This is a genomic window from Archangium sp. (assembly GCF_057119385.1).
Genome location: NZ_DBNGVP010000236.1, coordinates 52,667 through 65,590, shown reverse-complemented (window position 1 = coordinate 65,590; position 12,924 = coordinate 52,667). Strand labels below are relative to the sequence as shown.

Below are 12,924 nucleotides of genomic sequence, written 5' to 3'. Positions count from 1 at the left end.
CGTGGCCTTGATCGTCCAGAAGTACGGCGGAACCTCGGTCGGCGATACCGATCGGATGAAGAACGTGGCGCGCCGCTGCATCGCGGCCCAGAAAGCGGGCAACGACGTGGTCGTCGTCGTCTCCGCGATGTCCGGAGAGACCAACCGTCTGTTGAAACTCGTCTCGCAGATCACCGACCGGCCGAGCGAGCGCGAGCAGGACGTGGTGGTGGCCACCGGCGAGCAGGTGTCCATCGGCCTGGTGGCCCTGGCCATCCAGGCGCAGGGAGGCCTGGCCACCAGCTTCCTCGGCCACCAGGTGCAGATCGTCACCGACAGCACCTTCTCCAAGGCGCGCATCAAACGCATCGACGCCGACAAGATCGTCGAGGCGCTCAAACAGAAGCACATCGTGGTGGTGGCCGGCTTCCAGGGCCAGGACGAGCAGGGCAACGTCACCACCCTGGGACGCGGTGGCTCGGACACCACGGCGGTGGCGCTCGCCGCGGCGCTCAAGGCCGACGCCTGTGAGATCTACACGGACGTGGACGGCGTCTACACGACCGACCCCAACGTGTGCCCCGCGGCACGCAAGCTGGATCGCATCTCCTACGAGGAGATGCTCGACCTGGCGAGCGTGGGCGCCAAGGTGCTGCAGATCCGCTCGGTCGAGTTCGCGATGAAGTACAAGGTGCCGCTCTGGGTGAAGTCCTCCTTCACGGACGACCCGGGGACCCTGGTGTGTGAGGAGGACAAGTCGATGGAGAACGTGGTTGTCAGCGGCATCGCCTACGACAAGAACGAGGCGAAGCTCGCCATCAGCGGCGTGCCGGACGTGCCGGGCGTGGCCGCGCGGATCTTCGGGGCGCTCGACGCGCAGAACATCGTGGTGGACCTGATCGTCCAGACGGCCTCCAAGGAGGGCAGGACGGACCTGTCCTTCACGGTGGGCAAGACGGACCTGGTCAAGGCCAAGGAGGTCGTCGAGCGGGTGGCCCGCGAGGTCAACGCCGGCAGCGTGGAGACGGACGGCGACGTGGCCAAGGTCTCCATCGTGGGCGTGGGCATGCGCAACCACTCGGGCGTGGCGGCCAGGATGTTCCAGATCCTCGCCGCCGAGGGCATCAACATCCAGCTCATCTCCACCTCGGAGATCAAGGTCTCCTGCCTCATCCAGTCGAAGTACACGGAGCTGGCCGTCCGGGCGCTGCACACGGCGTTCGGGCTGGACAAGGCTCCCGCGGCGAGCTGAGCGGTGAACCGGACAGGGGCACTCGCGGTGGCCGCGCTCGGGCTGTTGGGCCTGGGCGTGCTGGCGCGCGGCCGCTGGCCGGACTCCACGCCCGCGCTGGACTGTGAGCCCGGCGCGGTGCGTGTGGTGCGGGGTGTCGCGGTGTGCGGAGAGGGCGCCGTGCCCTCCGCCCCGCAGCGCCTGCTGCTGGGACAGCGGTTGGATTTGAACGCGGTCTCCGAGGCCGAGCTCGCGAAGGTGCCCGGAGTGGGGGCCTCGCTCGCCCGGCGCCTCGTCCAGGCGCGGGAGGCCGGAGGCCGCTTCGTCTCGTGGGAGCAGGTGGCGGAGGTGCCGGGCGTGGGCGCAGCCCGGTTGGAGGCCCTCCAGGCGACAACGGAGCTACGGTAGGCGCCAGCGCCCCAGGGCGTGTGGTAGATACCGTGTGTGGAGATCGCCTGCCCCCAGTGCTCGATGCAGTACGCGCTCGACCCCCGGTTGCTTCCGCCCGGGGGTGTACCGGTGCAGTGCACCCGTTGCAGCCACGTCTTCATCGCCACTCCGCCGGCCCAGGCCGCCGCCCCGGCTCCCCACACCACCCAGGCATTCGGCGCGGTGCAGCCGCCGCGCCCGGCGGCCCAGCCGAACCTGAACGCCACGCTGGTCTACGGTGATGGCAAGAGCGGCACGCCGCCGTCCGCCTCGACGACGCAGGTGTTCGGCGCGGTGCCCCAGGTGCCTCCCATGGCGCCGGTGGCGAAGCCCGCGGCGGGAACGGCGCCGTCCGCCATGACGACGCAGGTGTTCGGCGCGGTGCCCCAGGTGCCTCCCATGGCGCCCGTGGCGAAGCCCGCGCCGGCCGCGAAGCCGCCCGCCGCGGCGAAGCCCGCGCCCGCCGCCGCGAAGCCCGCTCCGGCCGCGAAGCCGCCCGCCTCAGCGAAGCCCGCGCCCGCCGCGAAGACTCCGGCGGGTTCGGCGCCTCCCCTCGCCACGGGGACCCAGGTGTTCGGCGCGGTGCCGCAGCCCCCGCCGCAGCAGCCGACTCCCTCCACGGCGCAGTTCCTGGTGCTCGGCACCGAGCTGCCCGAGCCCCAGGCCGCCCCGCGTCCCCATCCGGCCCGGCCTCCCTCCGCGTCGACGACGCCGCCCTTCGGCTCCCATCCGCAGATGGCTCCCGTGGCGAAGCCCGCGGCGGGCCCGGCTGCTACCGGGACGACGCAGGTGTTCGGCGCGGTGACGGAGCCGCCGCCCGTGGCCGCGCATCCTCCGGGTCTGCAGCCCCGGGCTCCGTCGCGGGAGACGCCCGCGGTCCCGGCGCCCCGCGCGCCCGCGGCCGAGCCCGCGGTGGCGGTCGCCGCGCACACGCCCATCGAGCTTCCCGAGGAGATCCTCGAGCAGTTGAACCGCCCGATCGATGAGCTGAGGGCGGAGGCGTCTTCCGAGAACAAGGCCTCCGTGGCGGGAGCCCCGCCGGGGCCGTCCAAGCCGCTGGAGCTGCCGCTGGAGGCGCTCGAGCACGCGGTCGAGAGCGTCAACAACCCCGGGGGCCGCAAGAAGCCGCCCCAGCCGGGCCGTAAGGGCAGGGGACTGCTCATCGCGGGGGGCGTGCTCGTGCTCCTGCTGACGGCGTTCCTGACCTCGCCGGCCTGGCGCTCGAAGGCCCACGCCATTCCGCCCGAGGCGCGGGGGGCCCGGGACGAGGCGCTGGTGTTGTTGCGGCGGGACGACGCGGCGTCGAAGGAGGAGGCCCTCTCCCGGTTGAAGGCCCTGTCGGCGGCGAATCCCCAGAGCGTCGAGCTGCTGGCGGAGGTGGGCATCGCGCTCGCCACGCACCTGGACGACACCCAGGTGCGGGTGGCCACGCTCCGGCAGAAGGGGGAGGGGCTGAAGACCGAGCTCGCCCGCCTCCGTTTGAATCAGACGCCCGCCAACTGGCAGAGCCTCGTCAACACGATGGGGGAGGAGCTGTCCAAGCTGGAGCAGGCCCTCACGCCGCTCGAGGAGCGTGCCGCGGTGCTCTCGAGGGAGGCGGTGCAGGTGTTGAAGCAGCTGGCGGCGGCTCCCGAGAAGGAGGAGCCGGAGCCCGCCCTGGCGCGGCTCAAGGCCCAGGCCTTCATGACGGGTGTCATGGGTGGGGGCGATGCGCCCGGCATGGCCGTGAAGCTGGCCCAGGCCGGGCAGCGGGACTGGAGCTCGCTGACGCTGGCCGAGTACGTGCTCAACTCCGCCAACCCCGTGGGGGGCAATGTCGAGCAGTCCTTCAAGGCGGTGGTGGCCATGCGCGAGGCGGACAACAGCAACCTGCGGGCCTCCATGCTGGAAGCGCGCATCGCCCTGCTGCGCAAGGATCCGGCCCTGGCGAAGACGGCGTTGGACACCGTCATCACCCTCAACCCCAAGCACGAGCTGGCCCAGCAACTCCATGCGTACGCCGAGGAGCTGGAGAAGCGGGCGGCCGAGCCCGCGACGACGCCGGCCCCCGAGCCCCAGGACACGCCCGAGTTCGTCCCGGCCCCCGAGGAGGACGCCCCTCCGGCGCCCACCACCGGGGGAGGCTCCGCGCCCGAGGCCAGCCCCGCACCCGAGGCAAGTCCCGTGCCCTGACCCCGGTGGGCGGCCCGGTTCCCAGGGAGGGAAAACAAGTTCCCATCCCTTGGGGGCGAGCCGGGTGCTTGCGATCTCGCCCTGGAGGACAGGGTCCGCTCCGGGCGGCGGTACGAGCCTTGCTCCGGCCTGTTCCGGGTCAACGTGTGAGACGGCCGGGGAGGCAGGGTGATGGCGGAGCTGGTGTTCTGGTGTGCCGCGGTGTTGTTGGTGCACACGTACTTTCTCTACCCTTTGGTGCTGTTCGCCCTGGATGGGGTGGCGCAGGTGCTGCACAACGTGCGCTCCATGCGCTCGGGGGCGAACCGGCGCCGCGAGGAGCAGCAGGCGAGCGGGCTGCCCCGGGTGAGCCTGGTGGTGGCGGCCTACAACGAGGCGAGCTGCATCGACGAGAAGCTGCGCAACAGTCTGGCGTTGGACTATCCGGCGGCGCGCTTCGAGATGCTGATCGGCTCGGACGGCTCGATGGACGGGACGGATGAGCGGGTGCTGCGGTGCACGGACGAGCGGGTGCGGCTGTCGGCGGCGCCGCGCGGGGGCAAGACGTCGGTGCTCAACCGGTGCATCCCCATGGCCAAGGGCGACATCGTGCTGCTCTCGGACGCGAACACGATGATCGAGCCGGAGGCGGTGAAGCGGCTGGTGCGGCACTTCGAGGACCCCGAGGTGGGGGCGGTGTGCGGGCAGCTGCGGCTCTACAACCCGACGAAGGCCGAGTACGAGGAGAGCACGTACTGGACGTACGAATCGCTCATCAAGCTCTACGAGGGCAAGCGGGGCGCGGTGGTGGGGGCGAACGGAGGCCTGTACGCCATCCGGCGCTCGCTGTTCAGCGCCCTGCCGCCGGCGACGATCGTGGACGACTTCGTGATTCCGCTGCGCATTCTCGAGAAGGGCTACAAGGTGGTCTACGAGCCCGAGGCGGTGGCGCACGAGGAGACGACGGAGGATTACGGCAAGGAGTTCGGGCGGAGGGCGCGCATCGCGGCGGGCAACTTCCAGAGCCTGAGGATGGTGCCGGGGCTGCTCTCGCCGCTGTCGGGCTTCCCGGCGTTCGCGTTCTGGTCGCACAAGCTGCTGCGCTGGTGCGCCCCGGCGCTGATGGTGCTGGCGCTGGTGGCCAACCTCTTCCTGCTGAGCAGCCCGCTCTACAAGCTGACGCTGGTGGGGCAGACGCTGTTCTACGCGCTGGCGTACCTGGGGAAGAAGGGGTTGCTGAAGGGCTCGGCGCGCCGGGTGGCGTCGGTGGCCTACTACTTCGTGACCATGAACCTGGCGATCGTCGTGGGGTTCTGGCGGTTCCTGAGGAACACACAGCGGGCGGCGTGGGATCGCACGGCGCGGGTGTCCTCGTCGACGTAGTGGCTTGACGCTCTCCCCCCCAGGTGGGACGGTGCCTGGGGTGGAGCCGACCGGTGTCGTCCTCGAGCACAACCAACGCCTGTCGCGCTCCCTGCTGTGGAGCCGCCAGCGGGCCTTCTACGAGCGGCAGGGCATCGAGGCCTGGCGCCGGGGACTCCTGCCGAGCTTCATCACCAGCAACCCCGTCGCTGGCCAGGCCTATGCGCAGGTGGTGCTCGGGTGGATGCGGGACTGGTGCGCGGCCTCCGAGTGGGACTCGGGCCAGCCCTTCCATCTCATCGAGCTCGGGGCCGGGTCGGGGCGCTTCGCCTTCCACTTCCTGGAGGCCTTCCGCCGGCTGCACGCGCGCTCGCGGCTGAGGGACGTGGGCTTCCGGTACGTGATGACGGACCTGCCCGAGCGCAACCTCGAGTTCTGGCTGTCCCATCCCCGGCTCCAGCCCTTCCTCGACGAGGGCCTGTTGGACGTGGCCCGCTTCGACGCCGAGCACGATGCGCAGCTGGTGCTCCGCCGCAGTGGCACCGTGCTGGCGCCGGGCACGGTGGCGAACCCGCTGGCGGTGGTGGCCAACTACTTCTTCGACAGCATTCCGCAGGACGCCTTCTCCGTGCGTGACGGCGTGCTCCACGAGTGCCTCGTCTCGGTCTCCTCGCCGCGGCCCGAGCGCGAGGTGGAGGCGGAGGACTTCCTGGAGCAGGCGATGGTGTCCTTCGAGGACCACGAGGTGCGGGGCGCTTGCTACGGAGACGCGGAGCTGGATGGCATCCTGGAGGACTACCGGGAGCGGCTGGACGACGCGACGTTCCTGTTTCCCTCCACCGCGCTGCGGTGCCTGCGAAGGCTGCAACGGCTGTCGGGAGACCGCCTGCTGCTGCTCTCGGGAGACAAGGGGCACGCCAGCCAGGACGAGCTGAGCGATCGCTCGTCCGGGGTGAGCCTGGTGCGGCACGCGGGGGCGTTCTCGTTGATGGTGAACTACGACGCCATCGGCCGGTACTTCCGCCTCCGGGAGGGACACGTGCTGCGGCCCATCCATCGTCACGTGAGCCTGCACGTGGGGGCCTTCCTGCTGGGCCAGCCGCCGGACGGATATGGCGAGACGGAGCTGGCGTACGAGGAGGCCATCGAGCGCTCGGGGCCGGACGACTACGCCACGCTGCTCGGGCGGATAGAGCAGCACCACGAGGAGATGACGCTGGAGGAACTCCTGGCGCTCCTGCGCTGGAGTGGCTGGGACTCCGGGTTGCTGATGGCGGTCTTCCCCTCGTTGCTGGCCCAGGCCGAGGCCGCGAGCGAGCCGCTGCGGCAGGAGGTGTGCTGGGCGATCCAGCAGGTGTGGGAGGCGGACTATCCGATCGGAGGAGAGCAGGACGATCTCGCCTACCACCTGGGGATGCTGCTGTACGCGATGGAGCGTCCGGCGGAGGCCCTGACGTTCTTCGAGCACTCACTGCGGGAGTACGGCGAGGCGCCCGGCACGTACTACAACCAGGGCATGTGCCACGTGCGCCTGGAACAGGATGCCCAGGCGCGGGAGTGCTTCGAGCGGGTGCTGGCGCTGGACGCGGACTTCAGTCAGGCGAGGGAGATGCTCTCCGAGCTCCAGTCCGGGAAGTGAGTTGCGCATGCACTCTCTCCCTCTGGGAGAGGGCACCCATGAGGCCGCTTCAGCGCTTGCCAGGGGCTGGCGCGGAGGGCTTCTTGGTCTCGGGCGCGGCGGGTTTGGCGGAGACGCTGTTGCTCGCCGTCTTCGTGGCCTTGGGCGCGGGCTCCGCGGGCCTGGGCGCTGGCGCGGACACGTGGCCCACCGCCAGGACCGGCTTCAGCGACTCCTGAAGCTCTCCGCGCACCACCGCGCGGACGTCCTCCCGTACCGCCGCCCGCACCTCCCGCCGGATGAGATCCTCGAGCGCCTCCTCCCGCAGGGCCGCCTTCAGCTCGCTCCGCACCAGGTCCTTCAGGTCCCCCTGCAGCTCGCCGCGCAGACCGGCCTTGAAGTCCGTCAGGTCCGTCTTGAGCGCCGCATCCAGCCCCTTCACGTCCTTCTGGAGCGGATCCACCGCCTTGCTGATGCCCTCGAGCGTGGCGCCGGTGACGGCCATGATGAGCTGCTGGGTGCTCTCGCTCTGGCTCTTCAGCTCCGTCTTGAACGAGCCCAGCGCGTCCCGCATCGCGCCCAGCGAGGCGATCTCCTGCTTGAGGTCCTCCAGCTCCTGGGAGCGGGCATCCAGCTCGTCCTTCTTCTGCGCGAGCATCGCCTGGGTGTCGCGCAACAGCAGGGTCTGCTGGGAGCAGCGCGTGTCGATGGAGAGCAGGTTGGCGTAGGTGCTGCCGGTGATCTGGCACATCGTCAGCGTCTCCTGCTCGTCGAGCAGCATGAGCGAGATGCTCAGGGCGAACATGACGATGGCGAGCATGGACAGCGCGGCGCCCCGTGCGACGCGCAGGGTGAGGCCCTGGCGGCCGAGCCAACCCCGCCGCTGCAGGCCGAGGACTCCGGCCAGCGAGATGACCACCAGTGACAGGAGGGACAGCAGCTTGCCCGGGGAGATCTCCAGCACGAGCCTGGAGAGGAGCTGGATGGATTGCCACGTGGAGCTGTTCTCGAGGTCGAGCTCGGGGCGGGCGGTGCCGTTGTCCCCGACGCCCCAGGAGGGCTGTTTCACCTGGCAGCGCGTGCGCATGTCGCTCGCCCAGGAGGGCATGTCGTTCACGAGCGGGGTGCTCGGGCACAGGCCGAGGATGTACTTGGTGGTGCCGGTGGTGAAGGCGTGGTGGATGCGATGCCGCTCGGTCGCCTTCGCGAGGGCCCAGTTCCACGTGGAGCCGAGGGCGGCGATCGCCAGGGCGAACGCGAGCCAGGGCAGGGCCTTCTTGGCGAAAGTACTCAGCGACATCGGTGGCGGCTCCTTTGGGGGGGGCCCGTGGGAGGGGGGGAACGGCGCTCCGGAAGGATCCCCCAGCCGTCCACGGGGAACAACGAGCCCTCCGGGCGACTGTCCTGCACCGCGAGTTGTGGCGCCCCCCTCTGGGAGTCCACCTCCGCTGATTGCCGGCATCATCACTTCTAAATGCCCACGGGGAGTGGAAGGGTTAATCAGCCGCTTCTGAACGCTTCACCCCCGGAGTGCCCCCCCCGATGGCCGCAGACGCCCTGTTCCGCCCCTTCACCCATAAGTCGCTGACGCTGAAGAACCGCATCGTCATGGCCCCCATGACGCGCTCGTTCTCTCCGGCAGGTGTCCCCACGCCCGAGGTCGCCGCGTACTACCGCCGCCGGGCCGAGAACGAGGTGGGCCTCATCCTCTCGGAGGGGACGGTGGTGAAGCGGCCCTCGGCCAAGAACGATCCCAACGTGCCCGACTTCCATGGCGAGCAGGCGCTGGCGGGCTGGAAGCGCGTCATCGACGAGGTGCATGCCGGGGGCGGGAAGATGGGCCCCCAGCTCTGGCACGTGGGCTCGGCGCGCAACCCCATGACCACCTGGGTCGCGCCGCCTCCGGTGGATACGCCCTCCGGCCTGTCCTCTCCGGGCAAGAAGTTCACCGAGCCGATGACGGACGAGGCCATCGCCGACACCATCGCGGCCTTCGGCCAGGCGGCGGCGGACGCGAAGCGGCTGGGCTTCGACGTGGTCGAGATCCACGGCGCGCACGGCTACCTGATCGACCAGTTCTTCTGGGCCGGCACGAACGTGCGGACCGATGCCTACGGGGGTGCCACCATCGCCGAGCGCGCCCGTTTTGGCGCCGAGGTGGTGAAGTCCATCCGCGCGGCGGTGGGCAAGGACATGGTCATCATCCTGCGCCTGTCGCAGTGGAAGCAGCAGGACTTCACCGTCAAGCTCGCCCAGACGCCCAAGGAGATGGAGTCCTGGCTCACGCCGCTCGTGGAGGCGGGCACGGACATCCTGCACTGCTCGCAGCGGCGGTTCTGGGAGCCGGAGTTCGAGGGCTCGGAGCTCAACTTCGCGGGCTGGGCCAAGAAGCTCACGGGCAAGCCGACGATCACGGTGGGCTCGGTGGGGCTGAGCGGTGAGTTCACGGCGGCCTTCCGGGGCGAGAGCTCCAAGCCCGCGTCGCTCGACAACCTGCTGCGCCGTCTGGAGCGGGAGGAGTTCGATCTCGTGGCGGTGGGCCGCGCGCTCCTGGCGGATGCGCAGTGGGCCCGCAAGGTGCACGAGGGCCGCCAGGACGAGCTGCAGGACTTCCACAAGGAAGCGCTCGCGAAGCTGGCGTGACGGGTGAGGGCAGGAGCCCGGCTCGGAGCGCGTCAACGCAGCCAGGCGAACGCGCGCTCGAGCTGGGCTGTCGCATCCTCGAGGTCGAAGCGGCCGTGCGCGAGGAGCACCCGGCGAGGCTTCCAGTCCAGGATTCGCCGGTAGCAGGCGCGCGCCTGGGGTTTGCGGCCCCAAGTCGTCGCCTGCACCTCGCGCGGCGTTTGCCCCGGCCACATCGTGCCGCCGAGCTCGAGCAGCCATCGCAGTCGTGGCCGGACACGCTCTCGTTCGAGTGCCATCACCAGATCCGCCAGGATCAAGGTCGAGGACGCCTTGTGGAAGAACACGACCTCTTCCATGAAGCGGCTGCCTCGGAAGATGAGCTGTCCGATGTCTTGCGCCCATGACGAGGGCGCGTCGTCGCCGAGATCGGCATCGAAGGGGACATCGAGCTTCTGGGAGCGTGCACGCTCACGGACTCCCGGGGAGGCCCAGGCCGTCGCACGCGGATAGCGCTTCTTCCAGGCCGGGATGGCCGCGTAATGGAACCTGTTCGGCGAGACGAGATGCTCGACGGGCCCGAGCGCATCGAGCTGCGCGAACAGTTCTGGCGTTGGAGCCGTTGGAGACCACATCCACAAGCCGCCCGAGCGCAGACGGATGATCGCCATGCGCGTGGGAAACGGCAGGGAGACCAGGCCATAGCTCATCTTGATGACGGGCCCATCTACCCACCAGAGCCCATCGGAGAGCGGCTTGAGTGTCGAGAGCGGCGCGTAGGGCAGTATCCCGTCGCACCACCCCGCAGTGTCGCCAGTGCTCTTCCGGTTTTCCGATGTCATGGCCTTGTCTCCTACCGACGGGCCACGGCCGCCGTGGACTTCGCGGGCTTGGACTCGGGCAGCACGGAGCCGTAGGAGGCGAAGAGCTGCCCGGTGAGCACGGGCATCTTCCCCGGCCCGGGCACGCGCAGCATGTCGTTGAGCACCTCGCCCGTGCGCGGATCCCTCCGCAGGCCCGGCTTCGCGAGGTTCATCCGGTAGCGCACCACGCCCCGCTTCACCCGGTGGATGACGACGACGGTGCCATCGCTCTCCACCTCGTCCACCAGCCCCACGTGGGTCAGCCCGTCGTTGCGGCGCCCATCGCGGTTCTGGTCATACGTCTCCCGGAAGAACACCAGGTCTCCCGGCTTCGGCTTGCCCCGGGTGAACACGCGGCCATGGTCCCGGGCGTAGCGGTAGATCGCCGTGACGCCGTTGTCCCCGGCCACCCCGGAGCCGCGGAAGGAGACCCCGGCCCGCGCATACACGCCCTCGACGAAGCCGGTGCAGTCATCCGGCCACGTGCGCCCGGCGACCTTCACCTTGCGGCTGCCCACGAGATCCCTCGCGGTGGCGAGCACGTTCTCGCGGCTCGCGGCGGGCGGGGGAGGGCGCACCTGCCTGCGCGGGGCAGGCGAGGAAGCAGGCGCGGCGGCGGGCCTGGCGGCGACCTCGCTCAACGGCGCCTTGGGCGCGGCGGCGGGCGTCAGGGGGCTGTAGCGGTAGCTCGAGGCGAGCACGCTTCCGCCCATGGGCCTGCCGGTGGCGGCACATCCGGTCATCACCAGCAGTCCGGCGAGCAGCACGCAGAGCCTCATGTCGCGACCTCCCTGTAGCGAGTCCACGCCCCGATGGTCGGGCGGACCGGGTGTGTCGTCAAAAAACCTACCCAGCCAGGCGAGCGAGAAAGCCCGGTTTTTTCACCCGGAGACGTGGTGGTAATCCTGGGGTGATGCGCAAGCTCCGAGCCCTCTCCCTGCTGTTGTTGCTGACCGGCTGTGGCGCGCCCCGGGCGTACCAGCGGGCGCGGGACGCCGACACGCTCGAGGCCTATCGCGCCTTCCTGCGCGAGTACCCGGTGGGAGACGACGCCGAGGCCGCCGAGGTGCGCGTCACCGAGCTGGAGTTCGAGGAGGCCTCGAAGCTGCACACGGTGCTGGCCTACAAGCGTTTCCTGGATGCGAACCCGGATGCGCCGCAGGCGCGGGCGGCCCGGGCGCTGCTGGAGGGACTGCGCTTCAACGCGGCGAAGGAGGCGGGCACGGCGGCGGCGCTGCGGCAGTTCCTGCGAGACCATCCCGAGGGGGCCCAGCGCGAGGAGGCGCAGCGGCTCCTGAGGGAGGCGGAGCTGAAGGAGCTGTCCACGACGAAGGACCCGCGGCAACTGCGCGAGTACCTGCGCGAGTCGCCGGATGATCCGCGCCGCCTGCAGGTGGAGTCGCGGCTGGACGACGAGAGCTTCGCGCGGGCGGAGACGGCGGGGGCGGGGCAGCTCTTCGTGTACCTGCGGGACTTCCCGGCGGGGCGCTACCGCGAGCAGGCGAAGGTGAAGCTGCTGGCGCTGGAGGTGGAGGGGCTGCTCGTCTCGGGGCTGCTGGAGGAGGCCGAGGCGCGCGTGGCGGGGCACCCGCTGGGGACGAAGCTGAAGGACTTCCCGGCGCGCCTGGCCCGGGCCCGTGCCGAGCGCGTGGCGCTGCGCAGCACCGAGCCCCTGGCCCGGTCCGCGCAGGTGGAGCACTACCTGCGGAGCCTCGAGGATCTGCGGGCCGCGCTGGTGTCGCCGGACCCGATGGACCGGTGGCAGGCGGCGGAGGAGCTGGGCCAGCACGTGTCGGTGAAGGCGGTGGACCCCTTGCTGGAGACCTTCCGCGCGGGGCGCAATCCGCTCGTGCGGCAGCGGGCGCTGGACGGCCTGCGGACGGTGCTGAGCGCGCTGCCGAAGCCGGTGGCGGACTACGAGGTGGCGGTGCGGCTGGAGTCGCTGCGCGAGAAGGCGGGCAGCCCGGAGCTGTACCTGTCCATGGCGGCGCTGTTGGACCTGTCCGGCCGGCTGGGCGAGGCGGCCACCGAGTACCAGCGGGCCTTCGTGCCGGAGGATCCGGATCCGGTGGTGCTGCGGCGCTGGGTGCGGCTGCGCGAGGAGCGGCGCCAGTCGTTCTCGGCGGCGGTGGCGGCGCGGCAGCTGGCGCTGTGGGCGCTGCGGGTGGCGCGCGAGGAGTCCATCTCGCCCGAGGGCAACGTGCCCCTGGCGGCGGCGCGGCAGCTGTGCGCGGCGGTGGACAACGCGCGCATCGCGTCCGAGGCGATCGCCCGGGCCCGGAAGACGAACACCGAGTTCCCCGAGGACCTGGACGGCTTCGCGCTGACGGCCTCGGAGGCGCTGAAGCTGTCGGAGGCGCGGCTGGCGGACGCGGAGCTGCTGCTGCGCGAGCGCACTCCCGGGGCGCGCACATGCGGGGACGACGCGGTGCGTGAGCGCCTGGAGAGCGCCGTGTCCGAGCGCCGCGAGGCCCTGCGCGCGGTGGGCGCGAAGCTGCCGAAGCTGGCGCCGCTGCTGCTCGAGGTGGCCCGGGAGCGGGATCCCTCCCCGGAGATCCGCGCCGAGGCCGCCGCCCGCCTCACGGCGCTCCAGACCCACTGAACAGGTATTCTCCTCCGGGGGAGACCCACCCGATCCGGCAGGTCAGACCGACCAGTAGAGTGAGCCA

The 12,924-nt window shown here is 70.8% G+C and carries 10 protein-coding genes; 7 read left to right on the top strand and 3 right to left on the bottom strand.

Translation table 11 applies throughout. From position 1 onward, the window contains the following. Position 1: 1 nt before the first annotated feature. From AC16DP_RS51795 to AC16DP_RS51775, 5 genes are all read left to right on the top strand, one after another. Positions 2 to 1,231, top strand: a complete 1,230-nt coding sequence (locus AC16DP_RS51795) for an aspartate kinase (protein ID WP_329732276.1) — start codon at positions 2 to 4, stop codon at positions 1,229 to 1,231. A gap of 3 nt (positions 1,232 to 1,234) precedes the next feature. Continuing rightward, entirely contained in the window at positions 1,235 to 1,618 is a 384-nt protein-coding gene (locus AC16DP_RS51790; RefSeq protein ID WP_329732277.1) for a ComEA family DNA-binding protein, read from the top strand. A 36-nt stretch (positions 1,619 to 1,654) separates the two neighbouring features. After that, positions 1,655 to 3,811 (top strand): zinc-ribbon domain-containing protein, encoded by a 2,157-nt coding sequence (locus AC16DP_RS51785; protein WP_329732278.1) that lies wholly within the window; start codon positions 1,655 to 1,657, stop codon positions 3,809 to 3,811. Positions 3,812 to 3,982: 171 nt separating this feature from the next. After that, positions 3,983 to 5,173 (top strand): glycosyltransferase family 2 protein, encoded by a 1,191-nt coding sequence (locus tag AC16DP_RS51780; RefSeq protein ID WP_329732279.1) that lies wholly within the window; start codon positions 3,983 to 3,985, stop codon positions 5,171 to 5,173. Between the two features lie 40 nt (positions 5,174 to 5,213). Continuing rightward, positions 5,214 to 6,791 (top strand): tetratricopeptide repeat protein, encoded by a 1,578-nt coding sequence (locus tag AC16DP_RS51775; RefSeq protein ID WP_329732280.1) that lies wholly within the window; start codon positions 5,214 to 5,216, stop codon positions 6,789 to 6,791. Positions 6,792 to 6,840: 49 nt separating this feature from the next. Here the strand turns inward: AC16DP_RS51775 and AC16DP_RS51770 are convergent, their stop codons facing one another. Next, a complete protein-coding gene (locus AC16DP_RS51770; RefSeq protein WP_329732281.1) occupies positions 6,841 to 8,070 on the bottom strand; it encodes a hypothetical protein in 1,230 nt (409 codons plus the stop codon). A 242-nt stretch (positions 8,071 to 8,312) separates the two neighbouring features. Between AC16DP_RS51770 and AC16DP_RS51765 the strand changes: the two genes are divergently transcribed. After that, a complete protein-coding gene (locus AC16DP_RS51765) occupies positions 8,313 to 9,413 on the top strand; it encodes an NADH:flavin oxidoreductase (protein WP_329732282.1) in 1,101 nt (366 codons plus the stop codon). Between the two features lie 32 nt (positions 9,414 to 9,445). Here AC16DP_RS51765 and AC16DP_RS51760 read toward each other — a convergent pair whose 3' ends face one another. Beyond that, positions 9,446 to 10,234 (bottom strand): DUF4336 domain-containing protein, encoded by a 789-nt coding sequence (locus tag AC16DP_RS51760; protein ID WP_329732283.1) that lies wholly within the window; start codon positions 10,232 to 10,234, stop codon positions 9,446 to 9,448. 11 nt (positions 10,235 to 10,245) lie between these two features. Further along, positions 10,246 to 11,034 (bottom strand): C40 family peptidase, encoded by a 789-nt coding sequence (locus AC16DP_RS51755; RefSeq protein ID WP_329732284.1) that lies wholly within the window; start codon positions 11,032 to 11,034, stop codon positions 10,246 to 10,248. Positions 11,035 to 11,168: 134 nt separating this feature from the next. Here AC16DP_RS51755 and AC16DP_RS51750 point away from each other — a divergent pair, with 134 nt between their 5' ends. Then, complete coding sequence (locus tag AC16DP_RS51750; protein ID WP_329732285.1) at positions 11,169 to 12,857, top strand: HEAT repeat domain-containing protein; 1,689 nt, start codon at positions 11,169 to 11,171, stop codon at positions 12,855 to 12,857. Positions 12,858 to 12,924 lie beyond the last annotated feature (67 nt).

Bases quoted from the DNA above. Each gene is read 5' to 3' on its own strand.
- AC16DP_RS51770 (WP_329732281.1), bottom strand. From the start codon at position 8,070: ATGTCGCTGAGTACTTTCGCCAAGAAGGCCCTGCCCTGGCTCGCGTTC.
- AC16DP_RS51760 (WP_329732283.1), bottom strand. From the start codon at position 10,234: ATGACATCGGAAAACCGGAAGAGCACTGGCGACACTGCGGGGTGGTGC.
- AC16DP_RS51765 (WP_329732282.1), top strand. From the start codon at position 8,313: ATGGCCGCAGACGCCCTGTTCCGCCCCTTCACCCATAAGTCGCTGACG.
- AC16DP_RS51755 (WP_329732284.1), bottom strand. From the start codon at position 11,034: ATGAGGCTCTGCGTGCTGCTCGCCGGACTGCTGGTGATGACCGGATGT.
- AC16DP_RS51780 (WP_329732279.1), top strand. From the start codon at position 3,983: ATGGCGGAGCTGGTGTTCTGGTGTGCCGCGGTGTTGTTGGTGCACACG.
- AC16DP_RS51750 (WP_329732285.1), top strand. From the start codon at position 11,169: ATGCGCAAGCTCCGAGCCCTCTCCCTGCTGTTGTTGCTGACCGGCTGT.